The organism is Desulforhopalus singaporensis, assembly GCF_900104445.1.
GTDB lineage: Bacteria > Desulfobacterota > Desulfobulbia > Desulfobulbales > Desulfocapsaceae > Desulforhopalus_A > Desulforhopalus_A singaporensis.
In genome coordinates this window covers 1-16,988 of sequence record NZ_FNJI01000048.1, presented here as the reverse complement: position 1 = coordinate 16,988, position 16,988 = coordinate 1, and the positions used below count along the sequence as shown (strand labels likewise).

Sequence of the window (16,988 nt, the reverse complement as noted above, 5' to 3'; positions counted from 1 at the left end):
CTAGAACCACTGACCGCATGTTTCCCAAAATCGTTCAGGTAATATGAACCCAGGCCGAAGGTCAGGACATCAAGCGCTTTGTCTGCCGTCTGCCAGCCGCGGTGATCCGGCGGCCTGGTTTCAAGATTCTGCTGGAACTTCGGTTCTCCGCGTACCGAGAATTTTTTCGGCAGATATGCCTTGCTGCCGTCGGCAAGCGTGATCATCTCCATTTCTACCTGGACCCCTGAGCTCTTGAACATTTTCGCCGTCTGGTTATCCCTGTTCTTATGCTGGTCGGTATAGAGAAAATCACGCTGGACCGCGGCGCCGGTGATTGTGGCTGTCACTTTGCCGGCTTCGTCAAACATCTTGATAGTGCTTTGAGTAGACATCCCCGGAAAACAACCGCTCAGAAGAAAAGACACCGTGGTCAGCAAAAACAAATTGATAAAAATCTTCATCCCATCACCTCACTTTTGTTTACCGAAGAAGGAACACAACCATCTTCTTGAGAATTTTTTTGATTACCGCGACTATTTCGGCATTGGTCGTTGCACTTGCAAATTCGTTGTCGATCCAGTCCTTAGCCTGTTGCGGAGTTATATCTCGAATCCCGGCAGTATCCCGTTCAGCCTCCAACTCTGCCACCCGGGTTTCAAGAGCTGTTATAGCGTCCAACTCTTCCTGAGTTCTAAAAGGTTCCGGCGTGTTCCCTTCGGCAAGCCATTCCTGGTATTTATCCCAGAACCTGCTTGAAGACGTAATATTTGACCGTCCTGTTTCCAGGTCAGACACAACCGTTCCCTCTGCGTTTTCATATTTATACATGCTGTGTTCTCCTTACAGTCTTGCGTCTAAAATGAGGTGATTCACTGAGTTACCAGAGAGGGCCATAGACTGATCCGGCAGCGTCGTGTAGACTCCATTTGAATTGACTTGCAGTAACTCTTTGGTCGTTGCTGTTGTGGTGAACGTCGGGCTTGACGATGGAGAGTAAGAGTATCCGGATTGCAATACTTGCCACCCTGAACTTTGATCTTTCAATACCGTTGGTGTTGCCCTCATCGGAGGATTAAGCGGAATAGAGCCAAGGACGGAGCTGTTTGTAGAACGTCCGGAAAGCATCATTCCCTTCCAGTAGATCAGCCGCAAATATCGCTCACACTTAACAAAGTCTGTCTGGTAGTCTACATACTCGAAATTTGTCGGTACCGTTCCCAGCTCCAATTGCGGCGTACTGAATGTGCCAACCCCAAACTCAACCTGTGCCTGCGTACCTTCGGTGAGAGTTGCGGTAACTTCGCCGCTATCCCCGTAAGAGCCAGAGTTGATACGGGCCTGTGCTGTGCCGATCCATGACAGCACCACAGCGCCGCCAGGAACGTTTTTATCTTCGATTATCTGGAGCAATGTCCCGGAGGTGATGGTGAAGGTGGTTGTATTTCCGGTGGTTGAGAATGTGTATGTGCAACCACCGGAACCTGCTTTCCACCCATCGTGGCCATATTCTCCGGCAGACAATATAACTGTGCCGGAAACATCTTCCTGGTTGATTCGACCGAGAGCGTTTATCAATAAGTTTTTATGATGGAAATCCGCCCACTCTGTATCAAAGTCAGAGTTGGATGGTTTTATCAGCACTTGCCCTTTTACCCCGCCTGTCGGAATCACATTGCTGATTTTTAACCAATATGTACCGTCGTCGGTTGTCGGGTCGACGTTCAGCACGCCGGTATCAATACAGCGATAGGAATAGCCGTCACTCCCGGCCACTACATCCGGAAAATCATAGGTCGTGGCATTATCCCAGGCGACGATAGCTGTCTGCTGATCGAGCCCGCTGGTGATCGTGTTCAGCTCCGCGACAGACGCGTTCAGTTCGGTACAGAAATCAGCCAGCGCGTCAAGAAATGCGTCGGCTCTTTCCGCAAAATTTGCCGGATCAGCTTTTGACGGCGGGTCCGGTAGCGCAGTAATTGATGGAATATTCAAAGCCATAATATCCTCTTAAATAAGTCCTTCGATTTCCAGGGAACACCATGAGTTCACATTCCCGGAAACGGTGATTGAAAAATCCCTGAACACCCCATAGACCAGGAACATTTCATAGCCATCGACTCCTACCCATGCGGTCGGGATACCCCTTAGTGAGGAGAGTTTTCTGTAAACGGAGTCGACAACTATGTTCTTAACTAAAATGTCCAGGTTGCTGGTTTTGGCCCAGTATCCTGGTGTTATGGTGGTACGCCCATCGTCGTCGGTCTCTTTCGATGAGAAATCGAGAATGCCTGCTTTGGCTCCGTTTCGTGTGGTGCCTATATTTAACAGACGACCGACCACGACATTTCCGCATTCGGCATCGGAGCCCGACTCTGCGGTTATGGTTATAGCCAGAACGCCGTCATAGGTGCTGACACTTGATTCAAGGGCGATCTCCTCTTTCGGCGAATACTCCCCGAAAAAGTATTCCCACCAGTCCGATATCTGCTGGGTGATTGCTGCGCCATAAATCAGGTCGACGGTTTCCTCCCAGTATTTGGTGGTTTCCGTAGCATCCCACAGGGAAACCGTTACCTCTTTACCGACCAATCCGAACAACGATACAGAATCTGAACGCTGGACATTCAGTTTGACATCAATGGAGTTGGTGTTGACGGTTTTGGTGTTGACATACTCATCGAACATCTTGTACTGCTCGGTACTCTCAACCACTTTCCAGAATCCGACCTCATCCTTGCTGGTGATGGTCCAGTCGGTATGGGTGCCGTCGCCTTTTACGGAATATATGGAGACGCCGAGAGCGCCGGTTCCGGAGTTGTAGCTGGTGATTTCTGCGGTCATATTGACGGAGTTCGGCGTCGATGTTTTGGCGATGTTGACGACCATTCCGGCCGTAAAACCGAGGCTTGTTGCGACTGTAAACGTTTTGGTGCCTGTTTCTACGCTGTTGCTTGTCGAGCTTTAGGTTTCTATGACTTGTGGCTCTATATTTTCTGGCGGGTATTTGTTGGTGTTGTTGTTGCGTAACGATTTGTAGACGCGGTGCGGTTCTTGATCCGTTACTTTCACCCTGTCTCCGGCGTTATATGTCGTCGCGTTTGCCCATTCGTTTTCAGCGTTTGCGGGGACGTTGGTATATGCGAGTTCTATTTCTTCGGGGAAGATTGCTTTCATCCGCTCACCCCCACTCTGGTCGACGTCGGCCATCCGGCAAGCTCAACCCGTCTCAGGATGTCAGCTGTTTTCTTGACTTGTGTTGCGATCGCAAGCAGAATGGCTTCAATATCAGGCCCGTCAGGTGTCGATACTGAATACGCCAGCTGCTGTGGATGGCGAACCCGGCCGCCTGATGCATACCGGTCCGCATTGATATAATCCAGCAACTGCTTATGTTTTGCGGTTGAATAGGGATTGACGATATACTCGCCGCCCATGGCGATTTGGGCCTGGCCGTTTATCGTACCGAGGTAGAGATCGTCACGAATGCCAGATCCGCCCTCCAGGACGCCGCCGCCACTGAACGCTGCGTATCCTTTCGGGAGCGGGCCGCCGTCGGCCTTGCGTCCCTCGTTCATCGGGTTGTAAAGCCGGACATCAAAGTTTCTGAAGCTCGCAACACGCCTGGCTGCAGAAGATATGGAATCGGCAGACGACGCAGTTCCTGCAGCAAGCATCTTCATTGCCTGGTTCAGGTCTGATGCAGCCCCGTAGTTGACCATGAAAGCGGCAGCCAGTTCGTCCTCGAGGCTGGGCAAACCTCGCTCCACTGCGATCCGATGTGCCGTGGCCCGGACAACGTCCATCGATACTTCAGATGCTCCGGCAAGCGCATCGCTCATTGAGCCCATCATCGCTGAAAACGCGCTGGTCTGGTCAACCCACTGGCCAGTTGCCTGGTTCAACACCATAACCGACGAATCGACGGAGGTGGTAAGGCCGTCCATTGACTCTCGTGCCAGATACATGACCCCGGACGCATCGGTCGACACATGAGTAAACGCCTCGAAATCGTCGGCCAGGGCGTCCAGGCTCTCGGCAGTATCACCGGTAATCCTAGTGAGTGTGTCGCCGACCCCGGCGGCCTGAAGTTCCCGGACACCGACTGCAGCCTGTTGGAGCTGCTCATACAGGGTTCCGTCCGCGCCCCATTCGGCAATCATTTTTGCCCCAAATACCGCAGCAGCAGCAACTCCTGCTCCTGCCATGGCTGCACCGCCACCGCCAGCTGCTCCGCCGCCAAGCGAGCTTCCATATGTTCCTTCTGCGAGCGCAAGCTGTGTTCCGGCATTAACACTTGTTGCTGTTCCAGTTGCCCCTGCGGCCCCGGCAAGCGTCCCGGTCGTGCTGTACGGCATGAGAGAATATGCTGGAGCGGATGCGAGCGGCGCTCCACCGGCAACATACGCCGGACTAGTGCTTGCAATAGCTGCTGGGGCTGATGCCGTGGAACCGAGACCAAGCCAGCCACCGACTTTTGAAGCTCCGGTTTTTAAGGCAGATCCCCAACTCATCAAATCACCAACGCCGCCACCAGAACCGCCACCAAAGCCAAAACCTCCAAAAGAATAGTCACCTCCGGTAAAGAGCGATTTCAGCCACTTGATTCCCTCACTGGCCATCATTTCAGCGATCATTCCGAGAAAATCAGAAAGCATGTTGTTCAGCAGTGATTTCCATGCATCACCAATTCCGTCGAATTCACCTCTCAGAGCATCGCCAATGAGCACTCTGCCAAAAGTTGCTACATCACCGGAAAAAGTCTTCCAGGCATCTGCCATAAAACCGACTGTGTCATCGTTCTCAGCTCTTATTTCCGCAAGTTTCTTTTCCCGATACTGAGTGATCTGGTCCTGCAGCGCTTTATCGGTACCTGCAGTTTTGCGCATCTGGGCAACTTCCTGTTCCAGGGACCAGATCTTGTAATCGGTTTCCTCCAGAGTCAGTCCCTTAATCTTTTTGGTGAGGTCTGTTTCAAGAGTCAGCCGATCATCTGTAGATTTCTTGATTGCTGCCGCATTCCTGGCCGCATACTCGTCTCCGGCCTTGCCCAGATCGTCGAGGTTCTGTTCGATAAGTGAGAGTTGAGCTCCGGCGTTTACACCGGCATCCTTCATCAGGGTTAGCTCCTGGGTGAACGAGGCGTAATTCGCTCCGGTATACTTGCTCTGTTTATCCAGTTCGCCGGTAATATCCTTGTGAACTTCAACGGTCCCCTGCAGGACGGATTTATGCTTGTCCGCCTCAATAACCAGGGTGCCTTCCCTGGAGATCTGTTCGTCAAGAATCGTCACCCCTTCCTGCAGCTGGGCAACCTGGTCCCGGTACGACTGCAGGACCTGTTTTTCGTTTTCAGTGAGGCCGATCCGGCTCTGTTTTTCCAGCAGTTCGCCTATCCTGCCCTGGTAATCGGCAATTTGAGATTCTAATGCGGCGATCCCGGCCTTGTCTTTTTCCAGCCACGCCTGCAGTTCCTGGGCGTCCATTAGGGCAAATTCGAGGAAAGAGAGGCGGCCTCCGGCAACAGCCTCCCAGCCCTGAAGCGAGGTGACGATATTGCCCATAATGCCCGCGAACTCCCGGGCCTCATCTTTCAGGCCGATAATGAGTTCGGTTGCAATGTTAACGGCTGAGGTGAAAGCGGGAGCAAATTCTGCTGCGATCTCATTCTTTGCCCCGGTAAAGGCTGCGGTCATTTCATGGGTTGCTTTCTTGGCATCGATCAGGGCCTGATGGTCGACCTCGGACAGGGCAACACCAAGTTCCTTTGCCCGGCCGGCCTGTTCTTTCAATGCCGCGCCGTTGTCCTTGAGCAGGGGTGTTAACAGAGCTGCATCATTTGCGATCGCCTCCAGATAAAACACCTGCTCTTCAGCGGAGACATTTGCCTTATCCATCGCGTCCTGGACGGCGATCAGCACATCCGGGCCCGAGAGTTTCTGCAGCTCCTGGGCTGTGATGCCGACTTTGGGAGCTACATTCTCGAAGAAATCGGCAAATTCACCGCCGCCGGTCGCGATGAAATCACCGAGCTTATCCTGGACATCCTTGGAGATATCGGCAAGCTTCTCACTGCTTACCCCAACGCTTTCCGTGGCATAGGCATAGGCGGTAAAATCCTGAGTATTCATCTTGGCCAGACGGCTCAGGTTTTCCATCTCCTTTGCCTGGTTGCTGGCCTGGGTAACCAGAGCGAACATTCCGGCAGTAAGCGTTGTGATCCCAGCAGCCACCCCCGCAAAGGTGAATTTGGCCATTTTTGAAAACGACTCTATCGTGCGCCCGGAGCTATCCTTCACGTCCTTGAGGGAGTCATCCATCTTCTTGATGGATTTCTCTCCTTTGGTTCCTGCTTTCTCCGCAGTGCGGCCGAGTTCCCTGATCTTTATAGATCCGCGGTCATCGACTTTTATCGCTATGTTCAGAGTCGCTTCATTCATCTGAAATTGTCATCAATGGGCATACAGGTTTTTGTTCGAGTAGCTCACGGATCCTGCCAAGGTCCATCCATTCATCCAGGGTCAGATCATCTGGTTCAAAGGGATATCCCGCCTTCTGCAGCATCCTTATCCTGAGAAGTTTGATCGTGTACGGATGCAGATCCTCGCCGCGTTTTTTCGGGCAGTTGGCGCAGGCCCAACTGAGATCTCCATCGTTTTCCTCAAGACATTTTGCCTGCTCGTTTTCGTCACACAGACCCCGCCGCAGGTGTTCGAGGTCTGTTTTGATTACTTTTCCAGATCCTCTTCCTTATCCTCCTCAAGGTCCTCTTCACTGCGCCCCGGGTAACAGGATGCTTCGAAAACCCGATAGCCAAGGATCATCAGCACATCACTGCAGTGCTCCTCCATCCAGTCTTTCCAGTCCTCGTAATAGTCCGGGGACTTTTTATCTGTGGAAATCGGCTGATATTCCCCGTCTCCGACAGTCCTTTCAAAATCATTGTCACGCAGACCTGTCATGATTTTTTTACCGAACAGCACCCTGTTGGCGATTGAGTTGTCCTTAAACTTCTTGCTCTCACGGACAGTTCGCTTATTGAGATACTGCTGCCGCTCCTTAGTGGTCGGGGTACGGTAGAATACCCCCAGGGTAGAGTCGGAAAGATTGTCCTGCAGGACCAGCAGATTCTGTTCAGTTGATTCACGTCGAGCCATTATGTTCAAACCTCTTTTGAATTGGTTTTAATGTTGTGTTGAACGTCTTTTTTACTGGGCATACCCAGCCCACATATTCTTCACCTTGACGATCACCGAACCGTAGGTCGCGTCCTCCATGACAATGAAATCCCCGGCTTCAGTAAGCTTCTTATCGGAGACGGAAATCGGCGAGGTGAGCAGGCCTACTTTCGGGTAGATGATCTCGACCTGGTAATTGTGACCGGTATCGAATTCCTCGCCGACACACTTGATATAGACTCCAAAGGTGTCGTTTGCGTTGATATGCTGCTGGAAGATGTAATCCCGGAACCGTCTGTCGACCTTCAGCTTTTGGATCCGGCCGCCGCGTTCATGCATTGAGGCGTAGGAACCACCGCCCCCGGGAACAAAGGACACCGTCGAATTATTGGAGAGCTCGCAGGTGATCTGTCTCAGTTCAGCCCCCATAGGCCTGCCGCCTTCAAAGGCAGTACCATTCCAGGTACCGCCGAAATTAAAACTCATCTCGGCAACGCGAAGATTGCTCTCTTTTACTCTGGCAGGAAAAGTAAACTCCGCCGCTTCCGTTGGAACGTAAAGAACCTTGTAGGTCACAACAGTAGTGTCACCGCCCGGATCGGTAATGGTGATCTCAGCAGGAGTAGCAGAAGAGACTGCGGTAAAATCAACCTCGGTCCAGACCCCGGCCGCAAGTTCCACCTTTATCCGATGCACCGAATCAAGGCGTTCTGCCGCGGTCGATCCTTCCACCCCGTTGGCGGCCAGAGTCAGGGTGGTGGTGTTGCCGGCAGCGTCCACCTCCTCTTCAATGACGTTTTGAGTATGTTTGCCGGTACCTTTTAAATTTCCACTTATCTTGACCCATTGGTCGGCGGCAAACGTTGCCGTGACCTGGTCGACGAACATCGAGGCAAGACGTCTTTTCAGAATCGTATCGCCAAGTTTTGACAGCAGGGTAAAAGAGGGCAGGTCTCTCGCCTGATCCACACCCCGGGCAATAGGGGTAATGGTATGCTCATACCCGGCGCCGGCTGCCGCTGTTGCAACATTGCCGAGACCAAAGCCAAACAGGTAGGCAAAATGCTGGGGTTGCGCATGGGTATGATTCAGGGTACCCTCAGCGGTATATCCGTTATCGTAGACTTCATCAGGCTCTTCTTTGCCGTTGGCCTCGTCCCGGTTATCCTCCCGCCGTGGAGAGAGGTTGATAATATCGGAGGCCTCCGACAGGATGGAAAGATCCACACTGTTCAATTCGTTGATCGCGCTCTCCGAGTTGGTAGCGGAGATCGCTGTCAGATTGTGGGTGGCGCTTGAACTTCTCATGATTTATTCTCCGCTTTGGTAGTGGCCTTTTTGACCACCTCAAATTTTTTCCTTTCCCGGGGCGGGATCTGCTCGGGTGCATATTCCTGGCCGTGACGATAGACGTGGCCTTTGAACGGTCCGTCGACAACTTCAAAGGCCGGATAGTTTGGTTTTAGTTTTTTCATGTTAATTTCCCTATGTTGGATTGTTTTCGACTTCCCAGACATAACGGAACTCGACAATCTTCCTCTGAAGGGTAAGAGTTTTGGCGCCCATCAGTTCACTACCCCTTTCCCTGATGCAGTAACCATCCTGCATTCCTGACAGGGAAAGCATATTGTCGTTGAGAATCGAGCAGACCAGTTTTGCAAGCTCAAGAACTCCCGGGTCCGGATCCACGCCAACAACCGAAGAACCTGGCTGATCAAGGATCTGCACCCAAACTGCAATAAGCACATGCATGGTTTTCTCGTCCGTGTCCCCGGCCAGACGCACGATATCGATCGGTCCGTCTTTTATGCATATTGCGGGTGTATTTGAGGATGACGGAAGATAGGATTCCCATGGGACAATCGATATATTCCCCTCCGGAACAACGGACTGTTTCGATTTGAGCTCACTTTCAATTGCAAGGAGGAGTTCTTTCATATCGCATGCCAGCCGACTTTGTTCCGGGAACTGTTATCTTCCTCATAACTTCGCACTCTCGATCTTGCCCGTTCTGTCCAGGAGTCGGCTATTTTCCTCCAAGTATCGGAAGCCGGCTGATCGCTGTCGACCGCCCCCTGTTCATAAAGCTTTTGGAGGATCGGCTGCAGGTACGCCATGCATATGCAGCACTCTGCCTCTATACAGCTCTCCTTCTTTTCACTGTCGCTGGTGGACTCATAAACACCTATCCAGGACTTGAGTTCTCGGGCAGCTGAATCAAGGTGAGGCTGAATAACCGTGTCATCCAGCTTTTCGGCCCCGGGGAGACTGCCCAGCGCCCGTACATCTGTAACATTGGCAAGTGACAAGGGTTACTCCTTCTCTTCGGAGTCCTCTTCGGGCTCTGCAGTGATAGGAACGACACAGGCATCTTTTGAGCAGAGACGTTTATACTCTTCCTTTGAGATTGTCATTTCACTGCCGGCCTTATGCCATTCGCCCTTAATTTTGACAGGCTTTGTCAGAATAGCTTTCATGGATCACCTCCTTAAACGATGACATCTGCATAGACAATTGCTTCAGGCTGCCAGGGGACCGGCAGGGGCCTTGATTCAGCGAGCATAAAGAGAACTGAAGGATCTTTTTCCAGCCATGACTTGGAAAAGTATTCCCCCTGGATTGCGGCGCCGGCATCCAGGTCGAGGATTAAGGCGAATTCGACAGAGAATCGTGCCTGAGTAGAGATCAGCACAAACTTGTTTGCATCGAGGAAGTTCTGATCAGCTCCGGCAAGGTCCTGATATTCCATACCGTAACGATACAGATCGATACCGTTGAGGTTGCCGATATAGTCGTTGGAAGCTTTCCAGGTGAAGGTTCCGGCGTTGGTACGGCGGTTATCCAGAAGTTCCCTGACTTCTGCGTTATCCCGAAGCGCCTTGACAACAGCTGAACCACAAAGGGCGATATCGGGCGCAAGACCGGTTGCATTGCGGATGAGGGTCGCCCAGGTATCAATATCATCCATGATATTTCCACCAGACTCATTCCAGCCCGAACCTGATCCCAGCACCGGCTTATGGGCCGAAGGCATCTGGAAATCGATGGAAAAGTTATATCCGTCATTTGAAACCGAATAGGATCCCTGGAGGGCCTGTGCACACATGAACTCAATCGTGGTATCGACCCTGTTCTTGAGATCGGCGAGCTCCTGGCCGATCTTGCGGTTACGCTCGGCGGTCACATCACCGCCGTTTGCGTACACTATTTTCCCGGGCCCACGTTGAGTGAGCAGCTCCGTAGCGGTAAAAGGCTTTTTAGGACGAAGTCGCGGCGCCTTTACAGAGCGCATTTCTCCGGTCAGCTTCTCAATGATGGTACCGGCCGCATCGTTTCGTACAAAAGGCAGAATCTTACGCCCGCCTTTAATGATATCGACATCTATGGTTTCAGTCGGATTGGTGTTTCTGGTCCTGAAGACCATATCCTGCAGCAGCCTCGGAGTTTTAGGCAGCTGATTGATTGCGGCGGTCATTGAACGCCATTTAAAAGCGTCGATGGTGATAGTCACTGTCTACCTCCTTACTTTACAAAGATGCCGGCCGCATAAAGATCAGCAAGGCCGCTGGTTTTATCGTTTGCCTCGTCATCCCAGGAAAGGCCGCCGTCCTGGAACTCGCCATGGACATAGGCAATGGTGTTCTCATCACCATCAGAGGCATCGGTATCGGCAGCGAGGATAGCAACTGCAGTTTCACACCCATCTGTCAGATCGGCGTCATAACCGGCGTACTTTCCGGATGCGGTAATCTTTCCGAGAACATGGCCGCGGGAGAGGTTCTCCCCGGAAACGAGGACTATCGGAATCTCAACTGGCGGATGGGCCCCCAACAGGTTTTCTGTGGTCGGAGTCTGGATAGACATTCCAAGATCCATAGCTTACACCTCCCCTTTGTATGCCTTGACTATTTCTGCACCAAGTGCCTGATAGTCGGTTTTGTCGTCCAGCTCGCCTTCCCCCTGGCCTGAACCGGGAGTCTGTTTCTCAATCGCTTCAAGGCGGGCCTCGATCGGCTTGACAATTTCCTTTGTTGCCGCAACAACCGTCGTAACCAGGTCTTCCTTCCGGATAGGCTTAGCCATCTTCTCGATAGCCTCGGTGACAGCCGCTGTTGCGATCTCTTTTACTTGTTTTTCGTCCATATCCTGTTCCTCTCGTTTGATAAGACGTTTTAGTTTTGCCAGCAGGCCATCCCCCTGACTCTTGGTAACATTCTCAACAACCGTTGCTTTGAACTGATCGATATTTTCAGCAACAGCCGCTTTTTTATCGGTTATGGAATCGTCCTCGATGACGGACTTGATTGCTCTTTCAAGTGAGTTGAAATATTGCCAGAAACCATCCACGGTAAGGGCAGCGTTAAAATCCACCGCCTTGGCAATTTTGTCGGCATATCCGCCGATGGATAATCCGCCGATTTCGCCTTTTTTGACACCCGACCAAAGTTCATCGTCTTCTATCTTGATCGCTACCGCCCAGGCGCCTTCTTTTTCATCAGGGAATACCGGATCGCCGGCTTTCACGATCCAGCTCTCCGCAACAAAGGCGCCTTCCTCAGCTTCAAAGGAATGGTCTTTGTCAATGTTGCCTACCCGGGCAGCTTTCATAAAGTCATGAGCTGCCTTTTCGATCTCGCCGGCGTTTGTATGATCCCCCTGGGTATCAACCTCATCAGGGGAATAGACGATGCCGTAAACAAGGCGCTTTTCTTCATCGGTTTTGGCGATCTGGATTTCCCGCTCTTCCCTGGGATCTCTTTCAGCAGATTTCCAGATAACCGACTTACGATTGGCGCCCTTGTGCACCAGTGAGATGAATTCGACTTTGATGTTTTTCAGAAACACACTGTTTCCTCCTGATCTTGAAAAAAGGTTCTCTTCGCTTCAGTCAGGATCAGGATATGGAAGGGGATGGAGAAAATCACGCTGTCCTTACTCAGATACCATATATGAGTAAAAACCTGTGGATGGAGACCAGAATCAGAGCAACACTGTCCTCAAGATTACTTCAAAAAGATGGAGCTCCATGATGGGTGCAAAAATTATCTACTCAGCAAAAATCACAAAAGAGTCAGCGCAAAAAGAACAAAATACCGGGGATGAAATCCAGCATCCCTGGGACGAATCAAAAGGCGATCTGCTGGTCTATTACAATTCAATGCCGGCGCTCAATGCCCACCATGCGCGCAGTATCTCCGTAAAAGCTTCATGCACCGTTAACCTCGGGTTAAACGTGATCGAGGGAAATGAAACAGCAGTCATGGACAGGCTCAGTAACGTCAATGAAGACGGTGAGAGTTTCCTTGAGGTGATCAACAAAGTCGCCCTGGACTTTGAAACTACTGCCAACAGCTATCTCGAATGCGTAAAAGGCCGGGGAGGAAGAATTGAAGAGCTCTACTTCTGCCCGGCTATCAAAACCTACAGGAGGCCCAGGGGCAGTAAAACGGCGTTTTTATATCGAGGAGACGCAGAACCTGTCGAGTATCATCGGTTTGATCCAAATCACATTGAGGATCACAGCCTGATTCGTTTTGCCCAGGCCACCCAGGCAAACCGGCATTATGGTCTGCCGGACTGGCGCGGGATCGTCCCTGAAATTGAACTCGATTACTACTCGAATCTCTATGCACAGGGATTCTTTTTAAACTCCGGCATCCCCGATCTTGCCATAGTTGTTGAAGGCGGCGAGTTCGATGAAGATACCGAAAAAAAGGTTGTGGAATTTGTTCAGCAGAACTTTAAAGGAGCGAGCAATGCCCACCGGACCCTGTACCTGCCGATCAATGCCGACGGTGTGCAGGTGAAGTTCGAAAAGCTTGCTCCGGAGAATGCCTGGGCCTATCCCATTGAGAAAATGCGCGACAGCTCCCGGGACAGAATTCTTTCCGCCCACGGCGTGCCACCCCGCCTTGCCGGCGTGGTTACTGCCGGCCAGCTTGGAGGCGGCGGAGAAGTAGAAGGTCAGCTCTCTATCTTCCAGGAGATCACTATCGCACCCAGGCAAAGACTGTTCGAAACCAAGATCAACCAGCTGCTCAGGGCCATGGGGATAAATGCAACCATCGCCTTTGAAACCATCAACACCTCTTCCCACGAGAAGGATTCCGAGAAATACTCCAAGCTCTATGATTCCGGAATTATCACCCTCGACGAAGCCCGGGAAGCTGTTGGTTATGGTCCTGCTGTCGAGCCCCTACCGACCAAAGAGGTCGAAAAAAACGATAATATTGTTTTATTACGAAAACTGGAACAGGTCAGGCGGGCATTATGAGCAAAGAAATATTTGATATCGACAAAATCGCCCTCACTATTGCGGAAAGAATCAGGGACAAAGGCACCAAACAGGGCCGTATTCCCTTCCTGACCGGTGACTTAAGAAAATCTATCCAGACCGAAAGCCTTGGACTCGGCCAGGCCTCAGTCGGTTCAAATTTGAGCTATGCCCGGGCAGTACATGACGGCCGGCCGGCTATGACCATCAGACCGAAAAAAGGGAAATACCTGAAATTTAATGTTGGCGGGCAGGATATCTTCGTAAAAGAGGTTCACCAGCCGGCCAGAAAGGGAAAACCTTTTCTCTTCGAAGCAATCGCCGAGATGGAGAATGAGGGATATGATTTTCTGGATCCCATCCTGGAAGGTCAAGGTGCTGATTTTCTAAAAGAAAAATTCAAAAAAGGCATCAAATTGAATTGGGGTGCAGATTGAAAAAAATGTAGAAACCAATATCCAATCTGACAGATACCCTTTTAAAAGAAAACAGGAAGTATATCAAGTTAAGTCATATCTTGAAATTCCAGATATTTGCTTTGGCAAGGTTAATAGTAAACTAATTCTCTTAACCCAGAAGTGTCTACAAAACTAAAGGGGATTCATTGAGGGTTATAAGTGTTGATATTATCCCGTTAATCATTAATATTCAGTATCTGTTATTTAAAGGGTTACTATCCCTAATATAATGTCTATATTGCCAGGAATTGCATTATAAACTGGTTTTACGCTGGAAGTAATATCGTTTCCATCATAAAAGATGGTCCAAGGAGTTTTGGGTTCCGATATTTTTCTACCAGTGCTAGATATTTTTCCAGTGTTCCATACAGATATTACATAACGCTTGTTAATCGATAAAAATTGCCTTTTTTTCTTCATTTCATGCCTTATCATATAGTCATGTATGGGATTAATTATTATGTTCAAATCGTATCCGTCTAAAATATATTCTACGAGGTTAAATTCATCTATTATTTTGTTAGTTTTTGGTTTGTACTTGACGATGTTGGTTTCACCGCAAATCAATAAATAAGCTCCTTCATTAATACAAATTCTTCGAAATAAATCGTCAATAACCTGTTGCTTTTGTGCGTTTGAATCCGAAGATCTGGCAAACCGTTGAATGATTTCTTGTTTATCTCTATAAGTAAACCATATTTGTGTTTTAAGATTGGTCTTTAGAGTCAAATTTCCTGTTTCCAATATAATCAATTTGATCTTTGATGAGTTTTTGAAAATAATGTCTTTTGTTAGTTTTGTATTGGTATCATCGTAGGACCACATGGCATAAATAATAGTATCGCAATCATGTGATTCTGCAATCTTATTAATTGCTCCAAAATATTCTGAAAAATCCTTGGTTTGATGCGAGTTTCTTGAGACTAGACAGGCTTTTTTGATTTCATGAGGGTTCTCGAAAATATTATTATCTTTTTCGATAGAATGCCTGATTGATTTGAACATATCGGCAATGCCTGCTACTTGGCTGCCTAAATTATTTAAGTTAACAATATCTCCTTCTGAATCTCTATATTCTTTAAGGTCAGAAACTATGTCAAAGCCATCTTTGATTTTAATTAAATGCTCGCTATCAGTTTTTAAAGAATATTCTTTTGTCGCTTGATTATCTGATGCGTCAATTAGTAAATATAATGATTTGGAATCAATAAAATATTTGATGTAATAATTGTAGATGGCATTGATTAAAAATTTTCGCTGCACTATATTATGAACCCTGCTTATGTGGTTGGTTTCCTTGAAACGTAAGCACATGTTTTCTTGGGTCCAAATGTTTACATATCGATTATTATCCTTGTCATTCCAAATTGTTAATTCTAGTTTGTCGTTAACGATTTCGCCAATAATCCATATGCTTTCAGGCAATTCACCATATTCCATAAAGTAGCCTATTGTTGCAAGTATGCCTTCTGTGTTAGTTGTCTGCTAGTTTATACCCGTGTCTACTAATTTTCCCCTTATGGTAAATTGTTTTTAATACCTTGTTTTCTTCTACAACTAAAATCCACCCACTAACTGTATAGTAGTTTGCATTTTTGCAATTATATTTTAGAAATTGTTCTAACCTATTGTTTCGTAATGTCTTTTCTGATCCTTGTAACAATTTTATTAAGACACGCAAACAATAACGTCTTGAATAGTAGAGGTAGTCTCTATTTTCAAACTTGTTGACTTTTTGTTTGCAAGTTATGATTCTTGAAATGAACTTTTCCCATGCATGAAATGAAATGTGTATAATGCCATGTTTGGTTTGAACCTTTAAAATGCAATCACTATATTCAGAAGGAGAGATAACAAATTTCGAAAACAAGGGGTCTAAATCATGAATATACCATTTTGAACTTTTAAACACTGATGCAGGTATATTCTCGCTTTTCATAAAGATGCAAGTTGGTATGGCTTTACCGTTTTCTAGCAAATAACCTTCTGATGGTAAAAATTGTTTTGCGAAAATGTTAACGACTTCTTTATGTGTGAATATTCTGTTTTTGCTTTTCTCTTTTGTAAGAAGATTACACCGACTAGCTATGTCATGGAGATGGCTATTTAACAAAAAATAAGTGGTGTCGCCGTGAAAACAATAGTGTCTATACCACGAGGAAGAGCAACAACCTAATACCTCTAGTACAAAATTTTCAAATTCAGTATGGTGTTCGTTCACTGTTGCAATTGGTACAAGTCTAGTAAGATTGCGTTATAGTTCTTTGTAACTCCTCTACCGACATCCAAGGTTTTGCACGATGGATCATTCTATGGCAATTGGAACATAGAAGGGACAATTCTTCTAACGATACTGCACCTTCTCCTTCCATTTCTGATACTGGTCTATTATGGTGACATTCAATGAATCCGTATCCTCTTTCCCCATAAACAGTATAAAAGTCAAATCCACAAACCTCACATTTTAAGCAGCCATCTTTGTTTAGCACATGCTCCTTTTTGATAATAGAAAGTTGTGAGTTCCGTTCATATGACTTATGGGTAATGAACAATTCTTTACCTTCAGTATAGGTTCTCATCTCGTCTTCAATCTGGATGGAGATTCCACTTATAGCTCCATCTTTGTCAACAATAGAGAAACCATGTGCTTTTAGAAAATTATTTGATTCGGGTCCTCCACTAAATTTATTTGTTGGGAGAGAAAACCCTGATACGAATTGAAAAGCTAATGAAATAACAACCTTTGGTGGGTATCTCCCTCTGTGTCAATATGGGTGAAACACCTACCCCTTGCAAAATTAGTGTAGGGCGGTTAGGAGTTTTCACATGCAGCTGAAAGTAAAATCCATCAACACCAAACAGCAACCAGGACCATTGAACGACTCAACACCACAAAGACCCGATCCGGAAGTACCGGAAAAGAAACCACGGCGGAGATTTACGGCCAAATACAAGCTCCGGATTCTCTCTGAAATTGACGCCGCTACTGATCCCGGCGATATCGGTGCCATCCTGCGCCGGGAGGGCCTGTATTACTCCAACATCACTACTTGGAGGCGCCAGCAGCGTGAAGGCGCTCTTCAAGGCCTTTCTCCCAAG

General features: G+C 48.4%; 19 protein-coding genes and 1 pseudogene. 3 read left to right on the top strand and 17 right to left on the bottom strand.

Translation table 11 applies throughout. The features are described 5' to 3' along the window. From BLQ17_RS20060 to BLQ17_RS20000, 15 genes are all read right to left on the bottom strand, one after another. A partial coding sequence (locus tag BLQ17_RS20060; RefSeq protein WP_143005573.1) for a hypothetical protein occupies positions 1-443 on the bottom strand: 443 nt, incomplete at its 3' end. A 19-nt stretch (positions 444-462) separates the two neighbouring features. After that, entirely contained in the window at positions 463-810 is a 348-nt protein-coding gene (locus BLQ17_RS20055) for a hypothetical protein (protein ID WP_092225927.1), read from the bottom strand. 12 nt (positions 811-822) lie between these two features. After that, entirely contained in the window at positions 823-1,980 is a 1,158-nt protein-coding gene (locus BLQ17_RS20050; RefSeq protein ID WP_092225926.1) for a hypothetical protein, read from the bottom strand. A gap of 9 nt (positions 1,981-1,989) precedes the next feature. Next, entirely contained in the window at positions 1,990-2,868 is an 879-nt protein-coding gene (locus tag BLQ17_RS20045; protein WP_092225925.1) for a hypothetical protein, read from the bottom strand. Between the two features lie 75 nt (positions 2,869-2,943). After that, positions 2,944-3,156: a hypothetical protein gene (locus BLQ17_RS20040; protein WP_092225924.1), complete on the bottom strand. Its 213-nt coding sequence runs from the start codon at positions 3,154-3,156 to the stop codon at positions 2,944-2,946. Further along, positions 3,153-6,419 carry a hypothetical protein gene (locus tag BLQ17_RS20035; RefSeq protein WP_092225923.1) on the bottom strand — a complete coding sequence of 1,089 codons (3,267 nt, stop codon included), beginning with the start codon at positions 6,417-6,419 and terminating at the stop codon, positions 3,153-3,155. Before BLQ17_RS20035 ends, BLQ17_RS20040 begins: the two co-directional genes overlap by 4 nt. Positions 6,420-6,707: 288 nt before the next feature. Further along, the gene (locus tag BLQ17_RS20030) at positions 6,708-7,136 is read right to left on the bottom strand and encodes a hypothetical protein (RefSeq protein WP_092225922.1); all 429 of its coding nucleotides are present in this window, start codon (positions 7,134-7,136) and stop codon (positions 6,708-6,710) included. A 51-nt stretch (positions 7,137-7,187) separates the two neighbouring features. Next, positions 7,188-8,465 (bottom strand): hypothetical protein, encoded by a 1,278-nt coding sequence (locus BLQ17_RS20025; protein ID WP_092225921.1) that lies wholly within the window; start codon positions 8,463-8,465, stop codon positions 7,188-7,190. After that, a complete protein-coding gene (locus BLQ17_RS22745; RefSeq protein ID WP_176761344.1) occupies positions 8,462-8,632 on the bottom strand; it encodes a hypothetical protein in 171 nt (56 codons plus the stop codon). Before BLQ17_RS22745 ends, BLQ17_RS20025 begins: the two co-directional genes overlap by 4 nt. Positions 8,633-8,642: 10 nt before the next feature. Beyond that, on the bottom strand, positions 8,643-9,095 hold the full coding sequence (locus tag BLQ17_RS20020) for a hypothetical protein (RefSeq protein ID WP_092225920.1): 453 nt from the start codon (positions 9,093-9,095) through the stop codon (positions 8,643-8,645). Beyond that, positions 9,092-9,466 (bottom strand): hypothetical protein, encoded by a 375-nt coding sequence (locus tag BLQ17_RS20015; protein WP_092225919.1) that lies wholly within the window; start codon positions 9,464-9,466, stop codon positions 9,092-9,094. Before BLQ17_RS20015 ends, BLQ17_RS20020 begins: the two co-directional genes overlap by 4 nt. Before the next feature lie 3 nt (positions 9,467-9,469). Then, entirely contained in the window at positions 9,470-9,634 is a 165-nt protein-coding gene (locus BLQ17_RS22740; RefSeq protein ID WP_176761343.1) for a DUF7210 family protein, read from the bottom strand. An 11-nt stretch (positions 9,635-9,645) separates the two neighbouring features. Beyond that, on the bottom strand, positions 9,646-10,668 hold the full coding sequence (locus BLQ17_RS20010) for a major capsid protein (RefSeq protein ID WP_245695249.1): 1,023 nt from the start codon (positions 10,666-10,668) through the stop codon (positions 9,646-9,648). 11 nt (positions 10,669-10,679) lie between these two features. Continuing rightward, positions 10,680-11,033, bottom strand: coding sequence for a head decoration protein (locus BLQ17_RS20005; RefSeq protein ID WP_092225918.1), 354 nt, complete (start codon positions 11,031-11,033; stop codon positions 10,680-10,682). A gap of 3 nt (positions 11,034-11,036) precedes the next feature. Next, positions 11,037-12,002: an XkdF-like putative serine protease domain-containing protein gene (locus BLQ17_RS20000; protein ID WP_092225917.1), complete on the bottom strand. Its 966-nt coding sequence runs from the start codon at positions 12,000-12,002 to the stop codon at positions 11,037-11,039. A 181-nt stretch (positions 12,003-12,183) separates the two neighbouring features. On the opposite strand from BLQ17_RS20000, the gene BLQ17_RS19995 reads away from it, so the two are divergent. Both BLQ17_RS19995 and BLQ17_RS19990 read left to right on the top strand, forming a co-directional pair. Beyond that, positions 12,184-13,431, top strand: a complete 1,248-nt coding sequence (locus BLQ17_RS19995; RefSeq protein ID WP_092225916.1) for a phage portal protein — start codon at positions 12,184-12,186, stop codon at positions 13,429-13,431. Next, positions 13,428-13,868, top strand: a complete 441-nt coding sequence (locus BLQ17_RS19990) for a phage virion morphogenesis protein (protein WP_092225915.1) — start codon at positions 13,428-13,430, stop codon at positions 13,866-13,868. Before BLQ17_RS19995 ends, BLQ17_RS19990 begins: the two co-directional genes overlap by 4 nt. A gap of 225 nt (positions 13,869-14,093) precedes the next feature. Here the strand turns inward: BLQ17_RS19990 and BLQ17_RS19985 are convergent, their stop codons facing one another. Together BLQ17_RS19985 and BLQ17_RS23590 are read right to left on the bottom strand one after the other, a co-directional pair. Continuing rightward, the gene (locus BLQ17_RS19985; RefSeq protein WP_092225914.1) at positions 14,094-15,329 is read right to left on the bottom strand and encodes a hypothetical protein; all 1,236 of its coding nucleotides are present in this window, start codon (positions 15,327-15,329) and stop codon (positions 14,094-14,096) included. A gap of 800 nt (positions 15,330-16,129) precedes the next feature. Beyond that, on the bottom strand, positions 16,130-16,468 hold the full coding sequence (locus BLQ17_RS23590) for an HNH endonuclease (protein ID WP_218121860.1): 339 nt from the start codon (positions 16,466-16,468) through the stop codon (positions 16,130-16,132). 247 nt (positions 16,469-16,715) lie between these two features. Between BLQ17_RS23590 and BLQ17_RS19975 the strand changes: the two are divergent. Then, a pseudogene (locus BLQ17_RS19975) lies at positions 16,716-16,988 on the top strand (hypothetical protein); the annotation flags it as partial.